The 26881-nt window shown below is 34.3% G+C and carries 15 protein-coding genes and 1 pseudogene; 10 read left to right on the plus strand and 6 right to left on the minus strand.

The genetic code is table 11. From position 1 onward, the window contains the following. Nucleotides 1–10: 10 nt before the first annotated feature. Together AC1DVP_RS12125 and AC1DVP_RS12130 are read left to right on the plus strand one after the other, a co-directional pair. The gene (locus AC1DVP_RS12125; RefSeq protein WP_477183733.1) at nucleotides 11–11140 is read left to right on the plus strand and encodes a DUF6443 domain-containing protein; all 11130 of its coding nucleotides are present in this window, start codon (nucleotides 11–13) and stop codon (nucleotides 11138–11140) included. A 27-nt stretch (nucleotides 11141–11167) separates the two neighbouring features. Next, a complete protein-coding gene (locus AC1DVP_RS12130) occupies nucleotides 11168–11587 on the plus strand; it encodes a hypothetical protein (RefSeq protein ID WP_477183734.1) in 420 nt (139 codons plus the stop codon). A gap of 119 nt (nucleotides 11588–11706) precedes the next feature. Here the strand turns inward: AC1DVP_RS12130 and AC1DVP_RS12135 are convergent, their stop codons facing one another. The 3 genes from AC1DVP_RS12135 to AC1DVP_RS12145 all read right to left on the minus strand — a co-directional run bounded on the left by AC1DVP_RS12135 (nucleotide 11707) and on the right by AC1DVP_RS12145 (nucleotide 13044). Continuing rightward, the gene (locus tag AC1DVP_RS12135) at nucleotides 11707–11853 is read right to left on the minus strand and encodes a hypothetical protein (protein ID WP_477183735.1); all 147 of its coding nucleotides are present in this window, start codon (nucleotides 11851–11853) and stop codon (nucleotides 11707–11709) included. Between the two features lie 108 nt (nucleotides 11854–11961). Next, nucleotides 11962–12537 (minus strand): hypothetical protein, encoded by a 576-nt coding sequence (locus AC1DVP_RS12140; RefSeq protein ID WP_477183736.1) that lies wholly within the window; start codon nucleotides 12535–12537, stop codon nucleotides 11962–11964. 39 nt (nucleotides 12538–12576) lie between these two features. Next, the gene (locus AC1DVP_RS12145; RefSeq protein ID WP_477183737.1) at nucleotides 12577–13044 is read right to left on the minus strand and encodes a hypothetical protein; all 468 of its coding nucleotides are present in this window, start codon (nucleotides 13042–13044) and stop codon (nucleotides 12577–12579) included. A gap of 103 nt (nucleotides 13045–13147) precedes the next feature. On the opposite strand from AC1DVP_RS12145, the gene AC1DVP_RS12150 reads away from it, so the two are divergent. Continuing rightward, nucleotides 13148–13411: a helix-turn-helix domain-containing protein gene (locus AC1DVP_RS12150; protein WP_477183738.1), complete on the plus strand. Its 264-nt coding sequence runs from the start codon at nucleotides 13148–13150 to the stop codon at nucleotides 13409–13411. Nucleotides 13412–13473: 62 nt separating this feature from the next. On the opposite strand, the gene AC1DVP_RS12155 is transcribed toward AC1DVP_RS12150, so the two are convergent. Further along, nucleotides 13474–15096, minus strand: coding sequence for a hypothetical protein (locus tag AC1DVP_RS12155; protein ID WP_477183739.1), 1623 nt, complete (start codon nucleotides 15094–15096; stop codon nucleotides 13474–13476). 1332 nt (nucleotides 15097–16428) lie between these two features. On the opposite strand from AC1DVP_RS12155, the gene AC1DVP_RS12160 reads away from it, so the two are divergent. The 7 genes from AC1DVP_RS12160 (at nucleotide 16429) to AC1DVP_RS12190 (ending at nucleotide 24520) form a co-directional block, all read left to right on the plus strand. Beyond that, the gene (locus AC1DVP_RS12160) at nucleotides 16429–17106 is read left to right on the plus strand and encodes a recombinase family protein (protein ID WP_477183740.1); all 678 of its coding nucleotides are present in this window, start codon (nucleotides 16429–16431) and stop codon (nucleotides 17104–17106) included. A 463-nt stretch (nucleotides 17107–17569) separates the two neighbouring features. Beyond that, complete coding sequence (locus tag AC1DVP_RS12165) at nucleotides 17570–19204, plus strand: hypothetical protein (protein WP_477183741.1); 1635 nt, start codon at nucleotides 17570–17572, stop codon at nucleotides 19202–19204. A 107-nt stretch (nucleotides 19205–19311) separates the two neighbouring features. Then, nucleotides 19312–20223 carry a tyrosine-type recombinase/integrase gene (locus AC1DVP_RS12170; protein WP_477183742.1) on the plus strand — a complete coding sequence of 304 codons (912 nt, stop codon included), beginning with the start codon at nucleotides 19312–19314 and terminating at the stop codon, nucleotides 20221–20223. Next, nucleotides 20216–21112: a tyrosine-type recombinase/integrase gene (locus AC1DVP_RS12175; RefSeq protein WP_477183743.1), complete on the plus strand. Its 897-nt coding sequence runs from the start codon at nucleotides 20216–20218 to the stop codon at nucleotides 21110–21112. Before AC1DVP_RS12170 ends, AC1DVP_RS12175 begins: the two co-directional genes overlap by 8 nt. 75 nt (nucleotides 21113–21187) lie before the next feature. Further along, nucleotides 21188–22201, plus strand: coding sequence for an RHS repeat domain-containing protein (locus tag AC1DVP_RS12180; protein ID WP_477183744.1), 1014 nt, complete (start codon nucleotides 21188–21190; stop codon nucleotides 22199–22201). Nucleotides 22202–22207: 6 nt separating this feature from the next. After that, nucleotides 22208–22894 (plus strand): hypothetical protein, encoded by a 687-nt coding sequence (locus AC1DVP_RS12185; protein WP_477183745.1) that lies wholly within the window; start codon nucleotides 22208–22210, stop codon nucleotides 22892–22894. 579 nt (nucleotides 22895–23473) lie between these two features. After that, nucleotides 23474–24520: a tyrosine-type recombinase/integrase gene (locus AC1DVP_RS12190; RefSeq protein WP_477183746.1), complete on the plus strand. Its 1047-nt coding sequence runs from the start codon at nucleotides 23474–23476 to the stop codon at nucleotides 24518–24520. A gap of 285 nt (nucleotides 24521–24805) precedes the next feature. Here AC1DVP_RS12190 and AC1DVP_RS12195 read toward each other — a convergent pair whose 3' ends face one another. Both AC1DVP_RS12195 and AC1DVP_RS12200 read right to left on the minus strand, forming a co-directional pair. Next, complete coding sequence (locus tag AC1DVP_RS12195; RefSeq protein WP_477183747.1) at nucleotides 24806–25663, minus strand: hypothetical protein; 858 nt, start codon at nucleotides 25661–25663, stop codon at nucleotides 24806–24808. 3 nt (nucleotides 25664–25666) lie between these two features. Then, nucleotides 25667–26710, minus strand: a pseudogene (locus AC1DVP_RS12200) (RHS repeat domain-containing protein); the annotation flags it as partial. Between the last annotated feature and the right edge of the window lie 171 nt (nucleotides 26711–26881).

Here is a 26881-nt window from a genome sequence, read left to right on the forward strand (position 1 = left end):
AGATAGATATATGTATATCAACAAACGTTTAGTAGTATTTGTATTTACATTTTTTTCATTGTTTGCTTTTGGACAACAAGAAGAATTTTTGGGAGATCGAAAAGAGGGGGCTCAACTTATTAGCTTACCAGTTTTACATATAAAAGATCCTAAATTTTCGAATTTAAACGATCAAAAAACATTTACCTCTGTTAATCCAGCAGTGACGATTCATTTTGGATTTAATGATATTGATATAAAAGCGCCAGGTTATAGTGATATTTATTCTTGTAAAGTAGAATTAAGTGTCACTTCTTATGATAATAGTGGGAATGGCTTAGGGTCAAAATCAGTTATACTAACCATTGAACATAACAATAGTACAAAAAGTCTAGAGCTCAATGATTATGTTGTCTATAAACTTCCTGGAATTCATAAAGCAGATGTTAAAGTAGTATCCATAACATATTCGAAGTCAGTACCAGTTTCAACGGCCTATTTGGCATTAAAATTTAATACGGAACGCTATTATAATTTACAATTGAGCGGTTCAAACTCATCTGTATTGCCTATAAGTTATAAACTGGTAAAGTATAGTGGCACTAATGAAGTTGTTGTGTCTAAAGTTAGTGACGGAGCCGAAGAATTAGTGATTAATTGGACAAAAGATACCAAAGCTCCTGCAGTTGAGTATGAATTGGAATGGACTTGGATAGATAATTATAAAAAAGAAGGGGGTAAATTATTGCCCAATGAAATTGCCTTAACGGATCAGGATTTTAAGCAAAACAGTACAAGAATACAAACTAAAGGAACTACCTATAGAATTCCTTTAGTTTATTCTAATGGTTATTTGGTTTATAGAATTAGGCCCGTTGGACGATTTCTAGATGATTCATCAAAGAATTATTATGGAGTTTGGTCGTCTGGAATTTCAGATAAATACACTTTAGTTAGTGATTGGCCATATAGTGTAGAAATTGACAAAGCCCACGAAGGAGGCAATAAGAATTGGCAATATCAAGCTTCTTTTGCCGAAGATGGAAAGAAAAAAGAAGTGGTAAGTTATTTTGACGGGTCTTTGCGCAATCGTCAAACGGTTACCAAAGTAAATTCAAACAATAAAGCAATTGTAGGAGAGGTAATCTATGATAATCAAGGTAGAGCTGCTATTGAAGTATTGCCAGCGCCTATTGAATCTTCTGCAATACGTTTTTATAATGATTTAAATACCAATGAAGCGGGTTCAATATATTCTCATAAAGATTTTGACTGGGATAATGCGAGTGTAAAAGATTGTAATCCAATTCCAGTTCCTAAAATGTCTAATGCAGCAGGGGCGGGTAAATATTATTCTCCCAACAATAGTAAACTTGATAATTACCAGGATTTTGTTCCAGATGCTATCGGATATCCATTTTCTCAAGTTGTTTACACACCTGATAATACAGGAAGAATTAAAAGCAAGGGAGGGGTAGGGCCAGATCATCAAATTGGGTCAGGACATGAAATGCAATATTTTTATGCTCATCCTAAACAGGAAGAATTAAACCGTCTTTTTGGTTATAAAGTAGGTGATTATTCACATTACAAAAAAAATACGGTGATTGATCCTAATGGACAAGTGAGTGTGAGTTATCTTGATCCACAAGGAAGAACTATTGCAACAGCTCTTGCTGGTGACAATAATATTAAAGGGAGTTTGGTGTCACTTGATGATGAAAAGAATCAAACCTTGCACGTCATGACGACTACTGACTTATTATCGAATAATGATAGGTATGTGTCTGGAGATAATGGTGTTGTTGAAGATGGGATAAAGTTAAGTACTCCTATTACAGTGGTTAAAGAAGGGGATATTAAATTTGAATATTCTTTTGTAAAAACTAAGGGGGCTTATACAGATACTTGTCTAAACAGTAAGTTTTATCCTTTCGTATATGACTGGTCTATCAGTTTAAAAAATGATTGTGCTTTGGAGTTGCTCACAGGCAATAATCCATTGCTTTCAAAAATTGGAGCTTTTAGTTTAAGTGGTACTAGTGCAGCTGAATTAAGTTTTAAAAATAAAGTGTTTAATGCCAAAGACGGAGCGAATTTTTTAAAGGTTGGTTCATATCCTTTGAGCAAAGATCTTCGTGTTGACCATGATGTTTTAGAGAAGTATGCGGAGGATTATATTGTGGAATTAAAAAAAGACACAAAATGTTTGCCGGATTTATCTTCACTTGAATCAGATATAACTATGACAGATTGTAACGTAACTTGTAAAAGTTGTGAACAATCGTTGGTTTGTAATAATCTAACTCCAGAAGACTGCACTGCTTTTCAATTGTTGCTTTCTGCCGAAGTAAATAAACTTGGAAATACTGCAGCAAGAGAATCTTATATTGTGAAAGCAGAAGCTAGATATGTTGAAAAAAATATGCTGACGGTTTTTGAACTAGAAAATTCGGAACGCCCTAATTATGAAAAACATTTCAAAGCTGAATTCAGAAGCTTACTAACAGACTGTAGAGATTTATGCGAGCAACCCATAAATGTCTGTAATCTTAATTTGGATATGTTGTTAGGAGATGTTAGCCCGCATGGTCAGTATGGTTCTGTGGAAGGGATTGAAACTGAAGATGGAGATCAAGTTGGTGATACCGATGTTACTACAGAGAAAATTATAGATCCTTTAAGTCTTTTTAACGAAAACAATCAACTGCTGTATGGAGGTTATACAACAAATACCTATTTCGATGAGGATACAAAACAAAATGTAACAGAAATTATTTCTAATTATAATTGGAAAAAACCTTTTGATACATCATATAAAGAAAAAGATGGCTCTGTCTCAAAAATTAGAGTAAAACTAATCAGCGAAAATGTTGATCATCCTGAATTGAATGTTTATGAGCCTGCTCTGGATGGCGTTATTTTGACAGCATTGGATCATGATCCAGAGAGTGATGACCCTAATGATTATAAGGTAGAACCAAAATATTTGCGGGACGTTGCTCAATTTATTGCTAGATGGGGGCCTGATTCTGATTGGGCTAAATCACTAGTGCAGTATCATCCAGAGTATCAATATTATGTTTACAATTCGAGTTTATGTGATAAATCAAATGGTGATGGATTAAATTCTGATGGATTTGATGAGCAATTGCGTAATAAAGAGTTTTATGATGATAATACAAAAGCTATTGATAATACTATATTTAATAAAAATGGAGGTACAATAGCTCAACTGCTAAATATTGATAGCAACGCCAACAACAGCGATCCATTTTATAATTCTAAAAACGACAAAGAAACATTAGCAGATTATGCTGTTCGAAAAGCTTTAATGAAAGAAGCATTAGAAGTTAATTTTGACGGCATGGCTCTTCCTTCTGGGAAAAAACTAAATATGCTGCAGGCTGCTTATTATTTTGCTGTTTTTTCTAATGGAATTGCTCCACAATCCGCGTATGTTGCTTTTTCTAATGCAACAAATCCTCAATTGTTAGATATAATTAACCAACTTGGGCAGAATGGAAATAATGCCGATTTAAATATAAAACAAAGAATATGGTCTAATTTCAGATCCTATTATACAGCTTTAAAAGAAAAAACCCGCACTGTTTTTGCTCATATTTATGCCAGTAAAAATAATAATTATAATGATTGTATTGGGAACGCAGAGAGTAAAGATACTTTTGTTACCTTATTCAAAAAATATACTGCGGTAGGTTCTCCAAACAATTATGAGAGACTGACAGCACTTATTGATTTAATTCCCGAGAATCCAACCGTACCGGCTACAATCCCTGCGAGTACAGGTATAGAATTGGCATGTTCTAATGTAACATCAGGTTTGTATATTGATAAAGTAAAACGTTTTGTCCCTGCAGATTTTGGATATGATTCATCTATAGGCGACATGGAATTCTTGGCTGAAACTAAAGCAAGCATGGAGTCCAAAATGTATATTGAAACAGGAAGATGTCCTATAGCATTCGATTTGGAAAATTTCCTAAAAGGTTTGGTAGATACTTCTATTCAGGATAAAGGGTTGTTGATTACTGGTTTTAATACATCGAGTATGCCCTTTTTAACTCAAAGTATATTTAATGCTCAATTAAACCCAGGTTTTAATTTAGAATCATCGGTAAATATCCCACAAATTGCAACACGTGAAGTTGGCGGTAAACTGAATATTGTTTTTACTCAGAATGGAAATGATATTTCTAGCCCGATTGAATTAAGTTTTGCCAAAAATTTGTCTAACTATCAAAACCCCTGCGGAGTAAATGTTACTGCTCCCAAATGGGCTGATGTCATAGGATTTAAAAATTTCTATGCAGTACCAGGCTCTTATAATAGTACTCTAAAAACATATAGATTTCGAATTGTTGCTATTATAAATAGAAAAGGAAGCGTGTCAAGTTGTACTACTCCCGAAGAAATACTTATTGATGGAATTACAAAAGCAAATATTTCAGACTGTTCTTCACTAGTAGTTGCTCCATGTGATAAAAAGCAAAAATTCAGTGATGCATTCAATCAATTAGTACTTCATTTACAATCCAACACTACTTTGAAAAGTGCAGATTTGAATATTTCAAGCGATGATACTTTTGTAAATGGGTATTTGTATGAATATTTTGGAATTAAACAAGGAGATATAGTAAAATGGCATAACACTGCTGAAGGAGTTTCTATTACAGTAAATGATGTTAAACGAGTTTCAATCAATCTTGGATCATACAGTTTAGGAAGAGATATAATAAAAAGTGTATTTATTAATGGGTTAGAATCTGGGAATAATAATACTCTGCTCAGTATAAAAATTAAAACATCTTTTTTTAGAAATAGCCAAAAAACGGGTATTATAAATTCGGGTAATGGAAATATGCCATTGTATTTCACTTGTTGTTCGCCTTGTGGTGAAACAGATTATAATGGAGATGGATATGGAGATATTTGTGGTCCAGGAGGCTCAGGAAATCCAGGAAATTGTGGTACTGTAGATACTGACGGTGATGGTATTTTTGATTTGTGCGACACTTGTCCTACAATTCCAAATCCAAATAATGAACCATGTGATGCAAATCCTCCTTACACGCGCATTATTTCATGTGATGTAGTGGCAAATGAAGAGCTTGCGTATGAAGATAGAGTTAAGGATATTTTGAATGACGTTTTAGGGAATCAAAATTACACGATAAATGAAGATGGGGATTTCTATAAAGCAGGTTCTATTTCAGATTATTCTCCAATCAAAAATTTTGTCGACCAATCTAGGTTAGTATCTCATTTTCAAGCAGAAAGAACTCGTTATAGAGTGAATAATTTGAAAAGCGTTGTTGTGGATCGCTATTCTGTAGTTATAGAAAATGGTTTAATGAGTATTACTTTTGATGAAAATTCAGGAAGTGTGAACAATAAAAATTTCATCAATTTTTATGATGTGAATTTAAAGAACGCAAAAAAAATTAATTATATTGATGTAATAAGTGATTTAAGTTTTGTTATTAATTTTACTGATAACCAAGGCAAAATTGTAAATCAAACAGGTAGTGCAATATCACACTATACTTTTGTAGAAATAAATAAATATGAAGCAAGAGCTATTGCTGTGCCTTACTGTCAATTTGCCTCGGAAGTTTATCCTCCAAAATTAACAGCTAAGAATGCTTTGGCTGGATCTGGGGATATTTATGTTGCTATTTCTCAAGATGGAAAAATAGATTATCAGGATAATATTTCTCCTTCTTCTTTTATGAGCAAAAAATCTGCTTCTGGGAAGTTACTTACTTTGCGTAATGTGACACCAACTTCAAAGGCGACGTCTAGTTGTTCAGATATTTGTATTCCGCCAACAGTCGCTCCTATTGTATGTGGTGATAAATGGGCAGCTTTCAAGTTAAATATGAAAGCACAGGTTTCTGATTATGAAATTCCGACTAATTTAGAAAAAGACGGAATCTTTTTCTGTGAAGCTAATTATGGATACATCAGCGATGATTATAATTATTATTTGAACAAGTTGGGAATTTCAAGTATTAAAAACCCATTATTTTTAACCATTAGCGAATTTGGTTCTACTAAGCTGCATTATGGAAACAGCAAAACTCAATTAGTAGTTAATTATTATTTTAATTATCTGGAGACTCAGACTAAAACACCAACTGAAGAAGCTTTGACTTGGTCACAATTTGCAGATAAATATGTTTTAGAGAATAAAGAATGTGTGCCATCTATGATGATTCCAAGTTTTAGTTTAGAGGTTGAAAATCCTAGTACATTAACTCCTTGTGAATTATATGCCGCTTCAGTAAAAGCATCCAATAAACAACAATTGGAAGATTCATTTTATGCAAATAAAAAAGAAGAATTTATTCAAAATTATTTGAAAGAAGCACTAGAAGGAATAACTGAAACGTTGACAGAAACGGCTTTAGACAAAGAGTATCAATATACTTTGTATTATTATGATCAAGCGGGGAATTTAATACAAACAGTTCCCCCGGAAGGAGTTCATAGATTAGCTCCCAACTCTGATGCTACTATAAATACGGTTCGAGCAAATAATGCTGAGAAAGACGATTTGACTCTGGTTGATGGGGTCGCTGTTGTTCCAGCAAATACTTTACAAACACAATACCGTTATAACTCGTTGAATCAGTTGGTATGGCAAAAAACACCAGATGGTGGAGAGACACAATTTGCGTATGATGCTTTGGGAAGAATTGTAGCGTCTCAAAATGCAAAACAAAAAGCAGGGACTCAATTCAGTTATACCCGTTATGATGAGTTAGGTCGAATTACCGAAGCAGGTCAAATAAAAGCGACTGCAGCTGTAAGCATTAATGATAATGGAAGATTGGTATATGGTAATGTTGTACCAGTTCCTGTTGATGCAAAAGAGGTTCCTGTTGATGCTATTGCAGACAAATTTCCATACAATATTGGAACTAATGCTCAACAAGTAACAAAAACGCTTTATGATACTCCTTTAGCCAATACAACGAGTTGGTTCACCTCTTATGGATCTGATAACAATCAGAAAAGAGTTACTGCAGTGATGTATTTTTCTGCAATGACCAGCAAGACGCTTTTGTCTGCTTATGATAATGCTATTTTATACGATTATGATGTGCATGGAAACGTAAAAGAATTGCTTCACCATACCAATAATAACAAAGATTTAACCGCCTTAAACCAACAACTGAAAAAAGTAGTTTATGATTATGATTTAATAAGCGGAAATGTTAACAAAGTAAGCTACCAGCCTACTAAAACAGATCAATTTATACACCGTTATGAGTATGATGCCGATAATAGAATTAATCAGGTATACACCAGTAAAGACAACATAATTTGGGAAAAAGAGGCCAATTATTTGTATTATGACCATGGGCCATTGGCACGCGTGGAAATTGGAGACAAAAAAGTACAAGGACTCGATTACATTTATACTTTGCAAGGTTGGCTCAAAGGGGTCAATTCAGAACAATTGAATACCAATTATGATGCTGGTAAAGATGGACTGAACGTGGCCAAAGATGCGTTTGGTTTTGCCTTAAATTATTATACAGGAGATTATAAATCCAGAGTTACAGCTACGAATACTGCAAATGTATTCAGTCTTAGTAAAGAAGGAAAAAAAGAAGGTAATGCCAACCTGTACAATGGAAATATCAAGGAGATGGTTACTTCATTGTTAGACACAGAAATGAAACCATTAGCAACGCAGTTTAATCATTATACTTACGATCAGCTCAATCGTATTAAGAGCATGAATAGTGAAGCTATATCGCTAGCAAGTTCAACTCCATCATACAAATCAAACTATAGTTACGATAGAAATGGCAATCTGCTGACATTGCAAAGCACTGCTCCTAAAAAAGATGGTTCTATTGTTGATATGGATAATCTATCCTATAAGTATTTAAAGGTAAATGGATTACAATCAAATAGATTAGGAAATGTAGATGATACCGTGCCAAATGGGACATTTACTAATGATTCCAATAATGTTAATGACACCTCTCTGGATATTGATGATCAATCCCCTAATAATTATGTTTATGATGAAATAGGGCAGTTGACCAAAGATATAAAAGAAGGTTTAGTGATTGATTGGCGTGTGGACGGAAAAGTAAATAAAGTCACTAAAAAGGATGCAACGATTAGTTTCGAATATGATGGTTTAGGAAACAGAACCGCAAAAACAGTGGTAACTCCTACGAATACAAAAATAACGTATTATGAGCGTGATGCCCAAGGTAATGTATTAAGTACTTACGAAATGGAAACACCAAAAGGACAGCCTTCCATCTATTCGCTTGTTGAACAAGATATCTACGGCAGCAGTCGTTTGGGGATTGAACAAGGCCGTAAAGTAATCTCAAAAGACGTTTTTGCTGCATTTGCCAGAAATGCAGATCAATTAAGTGCCAGTACAGCTCGTGGCATTTCGGAGAAAGAAGCAATAGTGTCGACTGAAATTTCAGGTTTGAAGTTTAATGGTGCAAATAGTACGAACTGGAAAGCTGATAATTCGAAGTTGAATTTATTTTCGGATGTACCTCAAAGAACTCAAAAAATAGAAATTGCGACACATCTTAAAATTGAGGATGCAATTTTTAAAGACAAAGAAGAAAGAAAAATTGTCCAGATACAAACTCAATATGAGAAAATACCTGGAGCAAAACATGCTTGGGGTTCCTATTCTCAAAGTACTGCCAGTATTAAAGTGGTAAAAACAGATAAAGACAATTATAAACCAATTTTCGAACTAAAAACACATAGGGTTTCCTATAGAAATAAGAAAAGGAACCATTATATAAAGGATATTTCTATTGTTACTACTCAATATATCTTGAGTAATGTAAATTCTTCTATTCCAGAAAAAGAATGGGACATAAAATATACGGTTTCTTTAAATTCATCAACTAAAAAATATGTGCCTAGTTTGATTATAAATGGGAATGTTTATAATAATTTAAAGGAAATAGCACTTCCAACATATACAAAACATGAAGATTTCCAAAAAGGGAATGATTTGCCTAAATCAGTAAATGAATTAGGTGCATCAGTTTTAGGAGTTCCTGCAGAAATGTGTGATTTCTCATATACGATTGACAATGGAGAAGAACCAGAAGATATTAAAGTTAATAATTTCTTGTTTGATGAAGGTTCTGGTACAAAAGCGAAAGCTACTACGGGTATCGAAATGGCATTAGGAACCGTAATATATGCTAAAACCTATTGTGGCTCTGCTGAAGGGGATAAAGATTTGGATGGCGTAAAAGATTTGAATGATAATTGTCGAAACACATATAATCCTGATCAAAAAGATACAGATGGAGATGGAGTTGGAGATGTATGCGACAATTGTAAGTATCCTAATCCATTGCAGGTAGATGCAGATCATGATGGTATGGGTGATGGAGATAAAATAGGCGATTTGGGTTGTGACAATTGTAAACTAAATGCTAATTTTGATCAAAGTGATGTTGATAAAGATGGTATAGGAGATGTGTGCGACAATTGCAGTACAATTTCAAATGCAGATCAAGCGGATGCAAATCATAATGGAGTTGGGGATCTTTGCGAAGGACTGGATCAAGGCTCAGGAACGGTAGCAGCAATTGGAGAATTTAAAGAGTATTATCGTTTTGTAGGAGACAAACGTTATGAGCTGTCCAATCATTTAGGAAATGTATTAAGTGTGATTAGTGACAGGAAACTAGTTGGCGAAGGTAATGCACCAAGTCTAACGACACTTAATCAGTATGACTTTACAGGCTGGGAAAACATCAGGGTAGACAATAGTTGGAACCCAAACTCGGGAGCAAAAGTTACAACTAACACAGACAAATTAGTAATGGCTGTTGACGACATACAAGAAGGAATGTCGTATGCAATGCTTACTGAATCTGGTAAGAAGTACACAGTAAGCTATGATTTGGAATTGATAACTTCTCCAGAAATTAATGTAAGAGTATCCAATTTTGGGACTATACTCAATGAAAAAACGGATAAAATTTCAGGCAGGAATAGTATAACTTTTACAGCTGCAGGTGTTGTGAGTACTATACAATGGGTACGAAATAGAAAGAAAGATGGTTTAGAAGAAGTATTTACTCTCGACAATGTTACAACAGCCGTTGAGTCAGCAAATAATACGGTTGCTTTTAGTACTTTTGTACCTGACGTTTTTAGCTATTCAGATTACTATCCTTTTGGAATGCTCGTGCCGAATAGACACGGTAGTTCAGAAAGCTATAGATACGGCTTCCAAGGACAGGAGATGGACAACGAGCTTAAAGGCGAAGGGAACTCTCTGAATTATACGTTTAGGATGCACGACCCGAGGATTGGGCGTTTCTTCGCACCTGACCCACTTGAAAGTAAATATCCATGGAATTCTCCGTATGCCTTTAGCGAAAATAGGGTTATTGATGCAGTTGAATTAGAAGGATTAGAATCTGCATTAGTCAGAAAAATAATTGATACAAAAGGGGGATATTTCCCAGGATACTTGCATGCTACTAATGATAGTAAAGTTATGGAAGCTCAAGCATCTGGAGCTGCTTTTAAATTAGGCTTTAAGCATTATTTACCTAAAAAATTTATTGATATTTATACTGGATTAGATGGAGGTACATTACATCTTTCTACACAAGAAGCAATAGATTTACACGTGTCTCCCGTTTCAATAACAGGTGGTACAGACCCAAAAACCCATGATAAAGAATTTGCTAATTTTGCTCAAGAGTTTAATAGTTTAAAAAAGGGAGAGTCAAAACAAGTAAAACTTAGTGTCTTAGATAAAGCAAATAACAAAGGTACTTTAGGTCAGTTTACAGTTACTTTTGAAGGTGTCTTAAAAAGAGGAGAAGGAGGGGACTGGGAATTTAATGGGACAATGCAATTTAAGGACACTTGGAATTTTGATAAAAAAGTTGCTGGAGGAAGAACAAAAAGTGGCGAAACTGCAACTGAAATAGGTAGAAAATATCTTGTTGGAAAGTCATTTAAAATAGAAAGCCCTACATTTGATGTTAATGAAAAAAGCTCAGACCAAAGTATAGACTGGTTTGAAGGAAAAGATAAATCTACAATTGATACTCGTAAAATATCTGCTCCGATTATTGATTTCCTTAAAAAATTAGACTAATCAAAAAAATAAAAATTGTATCTATATATGAAAAAAACAAATATATATATTTATATAGTAATTACACTTTTATCTTTCAGTTGCACAAACAAAAAAGCTGATTTAGATGAAATCAATAAAATTTCTAAAATTAATATACCAATTAATTCAACAATTCTTGAGTATTATGATGATTATGAAGTTCAATTAGTTTTCAAGATTCTTCTTAAAAAGAAGGATGTCAACTACTTTTTAAAAAAATACAATTTTAGACAAGCTGACACTTTAAAAACAAATGAATTTCATAAAACATCAACTGATAAATATTTGATAAATGATATTGAAAATAGTTTTAGCCCAAAAGAGAAAATATTTGGTAAAGATTTACAGATTCTTAAAAATAAAAACACTGTTTTAATTGTAAATCGTGAAACATCTGAACTTTGGGGATTAATCAGTTATGATTAACATCTCTTCTCTCCGAAAATAATTGAATTAGATAGGACATTTTGTAGTATGATAAAAATAAGCCAAAAGCCATTCCATCAACGGAGTGGTTTTTTATTTTTAGTACTCTCTCACTACGTTCATGCACTCTTTATAAAGCTTTCGGACACATAACAGGCATCTGGATTCTGCTTATCGCATATTTTCAGCACCTTATCCAGCATCGTATCGTTTTTGTCAAATTCAATGACCGCATCAACAAAAATCAGTTCCTCACCATTTTTCATTCTTTCCAAAATCTGGGCTTTGACACTGATTTTGCACCCACAATCAAAAGCAAACCAAAAAGCCACTTCAATTACGGAGTGGCTTTTGGTTAATAAGAAATGATATTATTACGGAATAGCCGTAAATGTACCTGTTGTGATATTGAATCTTTTTTCTACTATTTTAGTACCGTCACAGTAACCTAATGGAAAACCATTATCATTGGTTAAGTTACTAATATTGAATTCCCCTTTTAAGGTTTTCCCATCAAAACTAGTGATTTTTATTGTTCCAGATGTTTCATCTGTATCCCAAAGACCAACTTCTTTATAACAAAGTGAGGAGTCATTTAGAGGTAAATAATAATAGATATTTTTTGTGTATAAATTGTATGTTTTATTTACAACTAAGACATTATCAGTTGTCCTGATTGTCAAACTAAATATTTCTAAGATATCAAAAGCCTTTCCTTTTACTTTTGGGGATGCAGTTATTTCAAACTCATTAGCACTTGTTGTTGTATTATCGTTTTTTATCCAATTTACTTCAGACATCAAGTAGTTTTGTTCGTACTCGATTTGGTTTAATTTGAAATTTATTGCTGATGTTTTTTCGGAGTTGTTGGTATCATCATTAGAGTCATCAGAATTTGAGCAATTGATAAATAGAAAGCTGGCTAAGAATAGCGATAAAACTTTTTTCATAAGAGTTTAAATTTAATATTAAAATGTTTAGCTGTTTAATCAATATTCCCAACCTCTGTCTAGTTTACCTGAATGGTAATCATCTTCATCAGCATTAATATCCTTAAAAACTAGCATATTTCCTAAACCTTCGCTATATTCAAAAGTATATGTTCCGTAACTGCAATTTCCCAGTGTTCTGATTGTTTTATCATATTTACTTGAGCTTCCCGCTTGCATTTGGACACTTCCAATTGATAAAGGAACAGGAGTCTGTTCAGCCCAATCGATTGTTATGTTATCTGATGCACGTCCATTATCAGACAGAATCAGGTTTGATTTCCAGCATCTTATTTCTGTATCTGTTATTTCAAATCTGTAATAGGTTATCAGACCGCCCGTGCGAACAGTTTCATCATGCCATTTTCCTTGAATGAAGTCCTTAACTTGTTCTGGTGATTCAATGGCTTTGTCACAGTTTGTTAGTCCAATAGCTAGGAAAAGAAGAAAGAATAATTTTTTTTTCATGTTATCTGTTTTAAAATTTACACAAACATAAATAAAAATTCTAATATATAGTGTACTTTACTATAGAGTACCTCAAAACAGACAAAATATTGAGATTTGGAGTATGAAAGATTCAACTCCAAAAGAAAGCATAGAAGAATTGCAAGCTATCGCATTGCGGTTAAAAGAGCTAAGAAAAGCTAAAGGATACTCTAACTACGAACACATCGCATTCGCATTAGAAATGAGTCGTTCCGCATATTGGAGACTTGAAACTGGAGCCAACTTTGAGCTGAAAACTCTAATAAAAGTTTGCAAACTACTGGATGTTAGTTTAGAAGAGTTCTTCAAAGGAATTGATATTCCTAATTCTAAAAGAAAGCAATAATCAATCATATAAATAAATAAGCGTCGATCCTGCGGAGCAGGATTAACGCTTATTTTGATTATTTAAGGTTTTATCAAACTATTTAATTTTGAAATTATTGATGTTGTTATCGGTACTCCATCATAATCATTATACTTTTGTTGAGTATGCTGTTTGTTGAAATAATCCACAAGCTCAGCCATTTCTACGTTGGAGTTATCAATTCCAGAAATGATTTTCAAAGTGTCATCAACTTCAAAAGATAATAACGGTAATACTTCATATAAGCTTACAATTTCATCAAGAGTGTATTTTGAAACTTGAGCCGTTGCCGGCTCATGCCTTGATTCAATCAAATCAACATTATTTATTAAACAATCATTTTTAACGCTTGTCTTAACTCCATGCTCCAAGATTATTCGGTTCATGGTCTCAGCTACCAATTTGCTATCTTTTTCTTCACACATCAGCGCATCATACACGTACAACACATAAATGCCTTTAGCGTTCAAATCCCTGATAACTGCGCTCATAATATCGACTTCAACCTTGAACATTTTTTGAGAGGTAATCTTATGACCATGTWCGTTCTTGTCCTTATAGATTCGAGCCAGCATATCAGGTTCATTGGTTGCATAGTATCCAAATAGCTGAGATTTTCTCATGTCATCCCATTTCATGTTGAAAAAGCTTAGATGTCTAATCTTAACGGTTTTTAGGTCGACACCTGTATATTCCGCCACGGATTCATGTGTGAGGTAGCTTGCAGAACCATCATATAACTTGATGATTTCATTTGGATGTAAACAGATAAAATCGAACTCAGGGAGTTTCTTTCCATCAATGGTAATCTGCTCACGTATCCAAGCTGGCATAAGGCTAAAGCTGTCCACCACACGACCACCGCTACGCATATCGCCAGCACTGGGAATCATGAAGCCACGACCCGTCAAGAACTCAAACAGTTCGATATTATCCTCAACAAAGCTTCTGTTTTTTACATCTAGCCAGTAGTGGTCTTTGTGTTTGTTACGTACGGTCAGTATTTTGCCCTTTTTGGTAGTGCGACCTTCCTTGACCAGTTTTTTGCCGATAACCAACAACTCTTCGCTGGTAGGCAAATCAATCTTAGCATACATCCTAATGAGGTTGGAACAGATTGGATGTGCCAAGGCTTCACAGAACTGCTTATAGTATATCTTATTGCGGTTTTGGATGATTCCAGTATCCTTGATGATATACTCAACGAGTCCAGCTTTTAGGTAGGTTTGGGTTAATCGGAATTTTTTGGACTCGAAACCTTTCTGATAGTTCCCATCAACTTCAATAAACGCTCCTGTGCTTGTTCCAGTGGTCAGCACGTTGATTATCTTCGAATAGATATAGGTATTGTCGGCATTTTTGGTCTGGTCGTGCAGTATCGTAGCGTTAAGGGCTTTCCACTTGGAATCCGTGTAGTAGGTACTGGCTAGGTTGGATAGGAACACCAGACACTTTTCAACTGCTATGTCAATATCGCTATCAATCGTTTTGAGCAAGTCTTTAGAAACGTATTTTCGTAGGTTGTACTGGGCTTTCTTTGGTATTAGGATAGAATTTACGTTTGGGAAACGCATTGCTGATTCTGACAGCTTGTAATCGTTTAGGAGCACGTCTAAGTCTCCTGTATCACCAGTAAAGGCAATGTAATCATTTGTAAGGGTCATTTTGGTATTCTCTTATTCTCGTTCCATCACATGGATAGATTATGGTCTCTCTTGGATTGGCTTGGTAAGAGAAGCTGACAGAAGCTATCTGCCAGCAACCAAGGATTTAGTGAGTTTTCTCTCAGTTATTGCTTATTATCAATTATAATCCTAATTAGAATAACAATCAATAGTTTTGGACAACTATTTTTTAAGATATTTGATATTATTTTGCAGACCCACATTTTTCAATAGCGCAAACTGCGCATAACGTCATGGTCAAAATACGTCTTTAGCCCTTGCTATTACTGGTATTATTGCATATCTATAATAAGTAACATATATGATAGAGGGAATAGAGAGATAAGATTAAACCTCATCAACATGGTCAATAGCGCAAACTGTGCATAAACCAACATGATACAATATGCTGTTAACCCTTGATAGTACTAGGATTATGGCCTAATTCTTCTATCACATATTAAGTAACATATATGATAGAGAAAGGAAGAGAGAGAGATTTCCCCTATCTGCACCTTATAGTACCTTAACCCCCTAATCGTGTTCCTCTAAGGCTACAGATGCTCCTGTAAAAGTGGAGGGTCTAAAAACGGAGCAATCTACTTCAATAGACCTCTCCATGGTCACGCAGACCCCCGTACCCCCTGTAAACACTAATTCTCACGAGCTTAGTTACCTCCGCCTTATATACCCAAAAATGTACACATTGCTTCCCCGTAGCTCTGATATGTCCGTAAACTGCGCTACCAAAATTGAAGAAAAAAAATTCTGTTTAAAAAATGGAGTAAAATATTTCCGAAAATATTTCTGACAAAAAAACTGATTCCATTCTTAGCGGATATTTATAGTAAAAGAGAACATGAGAATCAGAATCACCTTATCCCAACTAAAACAAGTACTTAAGACCCAAAATGTCAGATACCCGTTAACATTCAGAGCGGAGAACTTCACCGATAAGGAACTTGAAGAGTTTTCACGATTGATACAATCCAAAGAACGAAAGTAATTTTATTAAAAATAAGATATTTCGCACGCATAAACCATAAAAATGCAGTTGGTGCGTGTGTGTTATTGCATTTCTTTTAAAATGCACAATAGTTAATAAAAAAAATCTTTAAAATACTTTTGTACCTGTAAACCAAAGCAATATAAACATTATGACCAAATTAGACACACAATGGCTGGCACTTCGCTTTTTTGACCAAAAAATGACCCAAAAAAGCTGTGAGCCCAGGAAAACCAGGATTTTTCTAGGATAATTCAAAATAGACCTGGACTTTTGACATGTAATAAATCACAAACGACCGTTTAAGGTTTAAAATCGATATTATCATGAAAAAATTTGTAGCGTATTTCAGGGTTAGCAGAAAAGAGCAAGGAATCTCTGGATTAGGATTATCAGCACAAAAAAGTTCAGTTGAAAAATATGTGACCTCACAGGATGGAACTATCGTAAAGAGTTTTACCGAAATTGAAACGGGTACAAATAAACGTGAGCGTGTTGAAATACATAAAGCAATTGAATTAGCTAAAACTGAGGGAGCAATATTGGTCATAGCTAAATTAGACCGTTTAGCTCGTAATGTGAGCTTTGTGAGCTCCCTTATGGATGCAGGTATTGAATTTTTGGCGGTCGACATGCCATCAGCCAACAATTTTACCATACACATATTTAGTGCCTTAGCGGAGCAGGAAGCTAAGCTCATCAGTTTGAGAACTAAGGTTGCGCTTGCGGAACTTAAGAAAAAAGGAGTAAAATTGGGTAATCCGCAAAATCTGACCAGTGAAGCCAGAGCCAAAGGTTTACAGCGTATTAAAGACAATGCAGTGAATAATGACCGAAATCGTCAGGCTCAGTCTATAATCCTCAACTGCAAGGAGAAAGAAATGAGCTACAGACAAATTGCCGACTATCTTAACCAGCTGAACTTCAAGACTAGACACGGTAATAAGTTTTATGCTCCTACAGTTCTTCAATTATATAACAGAGCAACGGCAATGGTTGCATAAATAGATTTAGTTATCAAATATTTTTACATAACTTAATTGAGTTATGTCATACGCATTAAAATTGAAAATCAAAGCAGGAAATTGTGTTAATTATTTATTAAAATATGTTAAATATTTTTAATTATTTTAACAAATTAAAAAAATCACGAAAAGTCAACTAGTTTAAAACCAGCGTTTTATTTTTCAGAAAGACTTAAGTCATTTAGGTTAAGTCGTTTTACATAACGTGATTAAGTTACCAAAAAAAAAGTCTCGAAAATATCACTTACCTTTGTCAAACAAAAGAAAAGGAATAGATTATTGCAAGAATCTTTCCGCCATTCTAATAGCTAAAGAATGGACAAAGGGCAGGTTGTAAAGCTAAACAACAAGCTCAAAATATCAAATACATATTTTCAGATTATCAATTCGGTATAAAACCCGAACAGTTATTCCTATGTCTAATTTTAAAGCAGTAAACAACATGAAAAATACCAATAACGCCATAAGCAACAACGCATTACCTTCAAAAACAGGATTTATAAAAATCAATTTTGACCCAAAAACAACAATTAAGGGTGAAGAACCCCTACTGAACGGTTACGGATTGGATTTGACCAACCCTGATTTTATCAAATACCAAAACGGAAACCTCGAAGCCGAAGTAATCGGAGGTATCAACACCCTAGCCCTGACCCGTTTTCAAGTGATGTTGAAGGTATCGAGAAGACCTCAACTGAGTGCAGGGGACGTGTACCGCAACAATGTGGATTTATACAATGAGAACAACCTTCAATATTTTGTTAAGCAGGCAAGCATCAAACTAAAATTGGAATCCACCAAAATATCCGATTTTATCTATGATTTGACTGAAAGATTGGAAACCTACCGCAAGGACAAAATCACCAATAGAGAAGAAAAACCACTGATAACGGCTTTGCCAGCCAAGGAAATCAAGAAAGTGGACGGCATTCTCAAAAGCGAAACGTTATTGGAAGACATTCAAAGTCTTGTGCAGGATGCAGGAATCCCCTGCGGTAAAATAGCGGTGGAACTGTTCCTAATTGCGCTAAGCAGTAAACAGCCAAGTGTAATGCACGGAATCTTGCAGGGCAATGCGGAACTGACCAGCGAGATAATCAAAAGCTTTTCCAGTATTCTGCCACTAGAGACAGCCCGATTCAAAACGTCAATATCGGACAGCGTGCTGTACTATGCCCCTAACGAGAATTACTGGAAAAACAAAGTACTATTGTTGCCGAGCATCGACACGCTGGGCAAAAAGAACACCGCCATTACAGAATTGATTCTGCAAGGAAAAGTTAACAGGCTGGTCACGGAAAACACGGAGCAGGGAACGTACAGAGCCAGCAATAAGTCCGTAAACGGAAACCTGAGTTTTATCAGTTCCACCGCCAAAGGCTATCACGAATTGATGAACTGCGATACAGTGATGGCTTTGCCAATATCCAACTCCCACGAAATCAAAGAAGCCATCGTGACAAACCAAATAAAGCGATTTGCGGGACTTTTGGATGAAAACGAGATACTAAGCAGTCAAAGGCAATTGCAGAGCGTATTCAGAGAGATAAAGAGCTTGACGGTAGTTAATCCTTTTCTGGAACAACTCAATGTTTCAGCCACTTTCAACAATGATACCAGACTGATAACCCAGTTTTTAAGAATCACGAACCTCATCGCCCTACTGCATCAAAAACAGTTACCAGTTACCCAGAAAAATGGAGCAAGCCAGATTGAAGTCCAGCCCCGACACATGTTACAGGCTTTGGAACTGTTCAGGGAAATCTGGTTCAAACAGGAAAAGGAACTGTCTTTCAACGTAGCGGGTACACTGGGGAGAATCCAGAAAAGGCTGGTCAAAGATTTTCCAGATAGCCACAAAGAAGCTGATTTTCTGGTCAAGGATATGCGAGCCAAACTAAAGGTCAGCCCGTCAAGTCTGGCAAGGCACATCAACATCCTGTACGATTATGGCAAGTTGGAGCGTACAGGAGGAAACCAAAGAGACGGGTACAGCTATAAAGTAACCAGCTGGAATGATATGAGCCATACGGTACAGCAGTACGAAACGTTCAAAAATGAGATACTGGCATTGTAAGTCAAGTATCCCAGAAGCAAATCACAAGTTTCTCACTAGCTAAAGCCTTGTGATTGCTGGACTCAGGTCAAATATTGAGAAACTCAAATAATGTATATAAAGAAAATATGAGAAAACTTGAATTGCATACTGTCACATTCATTGAAGCTTTGGAACGCTTCACCATCCGATTACAGACTCAGGGAGCATCACAGAGCCAAGTGTACAACAAATCCAACAGCATAAACGAGTTCCTGCATTATCTGGAACAGAACAGCATCACGAAGCTCAGCCAGATTAATCAAAAAATGGTAAACGAGTATTTTGAGTATCTGAAAAACAGACCGCTGGAAACCAAGGATGGAACAATGTCACCAGCGTACCTACTCAAACATCGGGAAGCGGTATTGAGGTTTATTGAGTTTGTTATGAGCCAGCACAATGAAATCGGTCACGGTCAAAGCTGTATCCAAATCAAGATTGAAAACACGGATAAGCAACCCAAAGAAATCCTGCTGGAAAATGAAGTTGAAGTACTGTTCAATGTCTGCGATTCCAGTTTGCTGGGGATACGGGACAAAGCAGTTCTTAGTTTGTTGTACGGATGTGGACTTCGAAGAAAAGAAGCGCTTGGGCTTGAAATATCCGAAATCGATTTGAATAAAGGCAGAATCCATATTGATAAATCCAAAACTAAACAAGCCAGAGACATTCCAATGTCAATGAGAGTCCAGCAGAATATCGAAGAGTATTTGTTCAATGTTCGAAACATGATGCTCGATACCACCAGCGAACTAACAAGTTTTCTTATTACCGAGCGAGGCACTCAAATGGGGAACGGTACAATAGGCAAGGTAATGGAACGACTATCGGAAAAAGCAAACCTTGGTAAAACGGTCACCTGTCATTTGCTCAGGCACTCGATAGCTACGCACCTGCATCGAAACATGACAATTGAAGACGTGGCAAAGTTTCTAGGTCATAGATGTCTCGATTCAACAATGATTTACACCCACTTAAAAAATGAATATTATGGATAAAGAAAAATTGATAGTCAAGTTTAAAAACTACATCGTAAGCGAATTAGGCTACACTCTGACCACATTCAAAGGTTACAGGACTTGTATAAACAGTTATTTGGATTGGCTCTCAGCAAATAACATCGAAGCCAAAAAGATGTCTTTAAATCAAACCTATGATTTTCTGAACTATCGAAGATTAAAAGGTGATTCCAGTAAAAATATTGCGATTTACAAAACGTCAATCACTCATTTCAATCAAGCCATCGGGATGAAATCGAACCCCGCTTTATTGGTTCATTTAGCTAAAAACGAGCGTAAGACTCCAACGCAGTTACTTGATGAAGAATTTTTGGAAACAATCTATCGGGACACCTCAGCCAACACTTTGGTTCAGAAACGAGACAGATGTATTCTGGGGATGATGCTCTTTTTAGGATTACAGCGCAATGAATTTGAGATACTGGATTTAGAAGATTTGAAACTGGAGGAAGCCAGATTGTATGTTGGTCAAACGCTAACCACCAACGAGCGGTATATCAACCTAAATCCTAAACAAATGATGCATCTATCCCAATACTTTTATGATGTCAGACCAAAACTGGCATCTGAATACGGAATTGAAACCAATCGATTGTTTTTCAGCTGTGGCGATGCATCGGGATTGGAAGCTGTAATGTCCAGAATGATGAAACGGCTAAAAAGGGAATTCCACTATATCAAAGACTTTAAACAGTTCAAACAGTCAAGAATGTCAATTTGGATTAAGGAATTAGGACTAAGACAAGCGCAATATTTGGGAGGCTACCGATATGTAACCAGTGTGCAACGATATGATTTTAAAAGTATCGATGATTTAAAATTGAAATTGGAATACAATCACCCAATGGAAAAATTTGGCTGTAATTGATATTTCAGAAAAAAACCTTATTCTTATAAAAAAATGACCGTTTGGAGATAATCCAGATGGTTTTTTTGTATATGTTTGCCTCACGTTCTTAAAATAAAACCTGATTCAAAAGAGTGTATAGGCGGTTTCCCTTTTGGAATGCTCGTACCGAATAGACACGGTAGTTCAGAAAGCTATAGATACGGCTTCCAAGGACAGGAGCTTGACAATGAATTAAAGGGTGAGGGAAACAGCTATGATTTTGGTGCTAGAATGTACGACCCAAGAATTGGTAGATTTTTTAAAATGGATACTAAATGGCAACAATTTCCTGAATGGTCACCATATGTTTACGCATTTGACAATCCTATTAGATTGATTGACGTTGATGGTGAAGGACCAGGCGACCCTATGCATCATCAATTTTTGACAACAACTGCTCTTAGTATTTATGATGCTGCAAAATCAAAAGGTGCTACTGGCAAAGGTGCCTTATTAATAATGGCTCAAGCAAGTATTGAATCTGGCTATGGTAAAGACGCTATAAGAAGAGGAGATTATAACCTATTTGGAACGATGACCTGTAGCACCTGTTCTGATTTTAAAGTTAAAAACGATCATGGTAGAATTAAAGATTTTTCTAGTACAGGAGGATATGAGGCATCAATTAAAGATTATTTTAGCAAAAAGTTAAAGAAATGGACAGGGATTGCTGATTTAATTACAAAAGAAGATTTTACAGCTGATGATATAAATAAAGCTTTCTATACAGGTAAATATATTGAAGATAAAAAAACTAGAAATAAGACAGGACACGGGGCATATAATTTTGATGATGTTTCTGCTGATGAATCCGTAAATAATAATAAATATGGAGAAGGTCTAGTTAGTCAGATGAATTCTTTTAAAAAGAGATTAATAGCGAGTATAGACTATCAAATTGAGAAAAACAAAAATGAGATTACAACATTAAAAAAAGACCTGAAACCTGAAAATAATTCAACTTCAGTATTATCACCTCAAATTAAAAGTTTTAATGATTTAAGAATAGAAACATTACAAAATGAGAATAATAGGTTAATTGAAGTAAAAAAGGATATAACTAAATAAATAATTATGAGAGTGTATAATTTTGGTTTTGTTTTATTATTGTCATTGTATTGTTGTGGTGATGGTAAACAAAAAAATACTGAAGGCAAATCGAATTCAACTGTGAAAACAATTAACAATTCAACTGTAAAAACAATTAACAATTCGACTCCTTATTTAGAATCTGATACAATTTTCAAAAAAGAGTTGAACTCATATTTAAAAATACAAAAAACAGGGGATGACTTTTTAAAATTGAATTATAAGTTAAAAATTGAAGAAAAAGAGCATTCTTTTACAGTAAGATATTTTAATGATTCTGATATTGTTTTTCCAGAAAAAGGGATTGGTGTTTTAGACTCTAAAAAACTTAAATTAGAGAGATATTATATCTATAATGATAGCATATTAGTTTTGCCTATTTTAGGAGTTAATAATACACTTTCAACATATGTTATCGATCTAAAAAACGAAAATATTTTAGCTGATGATGTTAGAACTTCATTGAGTCTTTTATGGATTAGAAAGAAAAAAAAATTAGAGATTATTATGTCAGATACTCCTGAAATCACAGACACAACTTATAAATATGTTTTGCATAAATATGAGCTTGATAAAAATAAACTTAATGAAATTAAACTAGATTCTATTTTATTAAAATATGATTTAAAGTCTAGTTTAAAAAAGGAATACAAGTTTATTAGAAAATTTTAACAAATAAAATAAAGGTTATAAAAAAACAGGCAATTTGCCTGTTTTTTTGTTTTTAAGAAAGTTGCTGTTGCAAATTAGCTTTTAAAATGAAAGCATCTATTAATTTGGTAACTACGTTTTTATCTTCTTTTTTCATTTGCCCCCGATGGCTCGGATATGTCTGCACAACGATAGCGCAGATTTGCAATCTGTGCCCGCAAAGTAGAGCCACCCAGCTAATCTATAAAACAAAAACGGCAACTAGAACATAAATTCTAGTTGCCGTTTTTTTATGTTTAAATGTCAAAAATATTTTTTTTATCATGACTCAGCACTCTTTATAAAGCTTTCGGACACATAACAGGCTTCTGGATTCTACTTATCATAGATTTTCAGCACCTTATCCACCCATCGTAGCATTTTTGCCAAATTCAATTATAGAACCGTTAAAAACACAGATGGAGAGGATATGTCGTCGCAACGATAAGCAACATAGTGTATGTTTAAAACAAAAACTACAAATTTAAAAAGTTGTAGTTTATCTATTATAAAAACTACCATTTCTCAACTAAAATTGTATTTTTGAAACAAAACCATTTCATGAAAAAAACGAGTCTTATAATTCCTTTGTTCAAACAATTTATAAAAGAAACCGAAACTGGGAAACGGCTCAAAAAAAACGGTGAAAAGATAAAACCAGACTCCATACAGAATTATTATTATGTGATGAACAATCTCATTCAGTTTTCTAGTGATACTAAGTTTGAATTGCGCATTTGTGATGCTTCCAAACTAGACAGACGAGAACTGCAGTCTGAAAAAAGTTATTGGAAAAAATTCTACCAAAAATTTACGGAATTCCTATATAAAAAAGGATGTCATGACAATTATGTGGGCGCAAATATAAAAGTGATTCGAGTGTTTTTTAATTACTTAAAAAATGACAAGGACATCTTTACAGGAGATTTTCAACGATTGTTTTATGTTCGCAAAGAAGAAATTGAGATTTTTGTACTTTCCCCTGAACAGCTCAAGTTCTTAATTCACGATAAAGAGTTTGAATCTTCATTGATACCAAGTCACAAACGTATAAAGGATATTTTTGTTTTTGGCTGTACCACTGGATTGCGTTATTCCGATATTTTTTTGCTAACCAATAAAAATTTTGAACAAATGGAGGGAGAATGGTATTTGAAACTCAAATCCAAAAAAACAAAAACATTCAGTTTTATCAAACTCTCAGCTTATGCAGTCACCATTTTTCAGCGGTATCAATCTCAGAACAATAAGGTTACACTATTTGGTAATACCAGTTTATTTAATTTTAACAAAAGCCTAAAACAAATAGGTGAGCAGGCAGGATACACGACTCCTATTGAGGTTTCTCGTGAAAAACAGGGGAAAACGCAACGTCTTACCAAAAAGACAGACACATCTAAAAACCGATTTTGTGACAAAATGAGCTCTCACATGATGCGTAGAACAGCTATAACGACCTTATTAATTTTGGGAATGCCAGAACACCTTGTTCGAAAAATAAGCGGACATAGCAGTGCCAGCACTTCATTTAATCGATACGTACATTACGCACAAGCTTACATGGATAAAGAAATCGAGAAAGTACATAGTAAATTAGAAAGTTATTAAAATTAAACAACAACCAGAAAATGAATTCCAGTTGTTGTTTTTTGTTATTAGTGTTTTATTATTTTGAGAACACAAGCGACTTCTATAAAAGACCATCACGGAAAAATGAGAGACTTTTATTTGGCGTTTTCAAGAACTTTTAAAAAAAAGCAAAGTCAGAGACATTTGCGTAGCCCACACGACAACTTATTGACTCTTCGGAGAGTGGGTTTGTGTGCACGAGCGGGACGCATCGCGCTAGCGCCTGTGTTACCTAATGCTCAAGCCAGCTGGGGATACCATTCTTTACAAAATATTTAATACGATTAATTTTCCTCCAGATGCCGCTTTTAATATATTCAAAAACTCATAGTAATCATCCTCGAATATTTTTTTTTCTTCTTTATTTTCAATAAGACTAATTTTATGAAAATTTTTCTCCATTTCTTTTATTGTCTCATCAATGAAGCCCTTTTTCAATAAGTAATATTGTTTTTTGGGTTGATAATCAAAATTTTCTAAATCATTATTTTTTATATAATCTCTAACATCAGGAATATTTTCGTTAAATAAATTGTATAGTGACAATTTCGAATCATCATCAATAAAATCTTCGCTAATTAAATAATCATATGATTTTGGAATTAGCATATTATAGAATTTTATAGAATAATCGAAACTTGGTTTCATATACCAAGTATGTTCTTCTATACCATTACTTTTAAGAAAAAGAATATATTCTAAAAATGAATCAAACTCATCGTCATCTATCTTTTCATTAAGCTTAATAACCTTTTCAGCCCGTTTAACAATACTTTCGTATTGTTCATAATAAAACTCTTCTTCTTCATTAAACGAATCTAACCCTATTAATTCATATCTTCTTTTAATTGTTTTAGAATGAGTGAGAACCCAGTTTCGATTAATATTACTCTTAAGTAAGTTTAAATATTTTTTTATAAAAATATTTTTCTCAATTTCTTTGGATTCTTTTAATATTTCCTCAAAATCTTTAACTTTTGAAGAATTTAAAACAATGAATGATGGATTATCTTCGATAACATATATATATTCAGCTTTCATTTTATTAAAATTAAACAATTTATAAATACCTATTGTTAATATTACAAACAGTATAAAAAACCAAATTACTTTTTTACTCATAATTTATTTAGTTTGTGTTTCAGGTTTCGAACCATCAACTTCACTTTTTACTTTGGTAATAAGAGTATTAAGATTTTGTCTAGCATCTTTTGTTAAATCTTTCAATAACAATAGATAAGCCCCATTTGATGTTAATGTATTATATAGTTTCTCAACTGATGTTTTATTCTCTTTATATATTTTCATATAAGAATCATAATCCATCGCCAAAACACTAACAGTATTTGTATTACTTTTATTCAACATTGCTGTTTTAACAGCTTGGTCTACTCCTTTTTTAAAATTAGTTAATGTCGCCTTATTTTGCCCCAGTGTTTTAACTTCCACTAATGCCTCTGTTTCATATAATACATTTATTGTCTGATTACCTCCAAACTCAATTTCCTTAACTGGACCATCCTGTAAACTTATTCCAAAAAAACTAGTATCTCCATTATAATCATCGAAATTTAACACTAATGCTCCTTGATTACTTCCGTTAGCAACATTTCTATTTGTCGGTCTAGCTTTTAATGTTAATTTGACATCCCAAGTTCCAGTAGGATTAGCTTTTACATTACCCACATTAAAACTCACAAACGGAATAGCCCACGAAGAATGTTTCGCAACTGCTGCACCTTCTAAACCTTGAGCTACTAAACCTTCTCCAACTGCTCCAAGCCCAGCTGAATATCGACCAGAAAGTCCAAAGGCCAACTGCCACAAATGTTTTGGTCTAAAGTTTGGAGAACTTGCCATTGCTCGAAGAATAAAATGATTATGTTCGGCTATTACTTTTTCCGTTTCATTAATTTGCTCTGCTGATTCTAAACCTTCTAATTCTACGGTAAAAATAGGAGAGTTTGCACTAAATTGATAAGGAGAGTAAAAAGGATATTTTTTTTCTAATGGATCAGTTGCAAAAAACCTACCAATCCTCGGGTCATGCATCCTAAAAGTATAATTCAAAGAATTCCCTTCCCCTTTCAGTTCGTCATCTTTCTCCTGTCCTTGGAACCCGTAACGGTAGGAATTACTTGAGCTGTGCCTGTTCGGCACGAGCATTCCAAAAGGATAGTAATCTAATCGTTAGTTTGATCAATGGATACATGGAACGATTTGTGTAAGAACGTATATTAAAAATGCAAAATAAGGCAATTTTTGACTTTCAAAAGGACAAAAAAAACGTCCTTAATATGTGAATCAATTTTGTGTAGAGTAAAACTAAAAAAAAAATCG

This window comes from Flavobacterium sp. P3_A6, from assembly GCF_056403035.1.

Coding starts and splice junctions, on each gene's coding strand:
- AC1DVP_RS12125 (WP_477183733.1), top strand. CDS start 11: ATGTATATCAACAAACGTTTAGTAGTATTTGTATTTACATTTTTTTCA.
- AC1DVP_RS12130 (WP_477183734.1), top strand. CDS start 11,168: ATGAAAAAAACAAATATATATATTTATATAGTAATTACACTTTTATCT.
- AC1DVP_RS12135 (WP_477183735.1), bottom strand. CDS start 11,853: ATGAAAAATGGTGAGGAACTGATTTTTGTTGATGCGGTCATTGAATTT.
- AC1DVP_RS12140 (WP_477183736.1), bottom strand. CDS start 12,537: ATGAAAAAAGTTTTATCGCTATTCTTAGCCAGCTTTCTATTTATCAAT.
- AC1DVP_RS12145 (WP_477183737.1), bottom strand. CDS start 13,044: ATGAAAAAAAAATTATTCTTTCTTCTTTTCCTAGCTATTGGACTAACA.
- AC1DVP_RS12150 (WP_477183738.1), top strand. CDS start 13,148: ATGAAAGATTCAACTCCAAAAGAAAGCATAGAAGAATTGCAAGCTATC.
- AC1DVP_RS12160 (WP_477183740.1), top strand. CDS start 16,429: ATGAAAAAATTTGTAGCGTATTTCAGGGTTAGCAGAAAAGAGCAAGGA.
- AC1DVP_RS12165 (WP_477183741.1), top strand. CDS start 17,570: ATGAAAAATACCAATAACGCCATAAGCAACAACGCATTACCTTCAAAA.
- AC1DVP_RS12170 (WP_477183742.1), top strand. CDS start 19,312: ATGAGAAAACTTGAATTGCATACTGTCACATTCATTGAAGCTTTGGAA.
- AC1DVP_RS12175 (WP_477183743.1), top strand. CDS start 20,216: ATGGATAAAGAAAAATTGATAGTCAAGTTTAAAAACTACATCGTAAGC.
- AC1DVP_RS12185 (WP_477183745.1), top strand. CDS start 22,208: ATGAGAGTGTATAATTTTGGTTTTGTTTTATTATTGTCATTGTATTGT.
- AC1DVP_RS12190 (WP_477183746.1), top strand. CDS start 23,474: ATGAAAAAAACGAGTCTTATAATTCCTTTGTTCAAACAATTTATAAAA.
- AC1DVP_RS12195 (WP_477183747.1), bottom strand. CDS start 25,663: ATGAGTAAAAAAGTAATTTGGTTTTTTATACTGTTTGTAATATTAACA.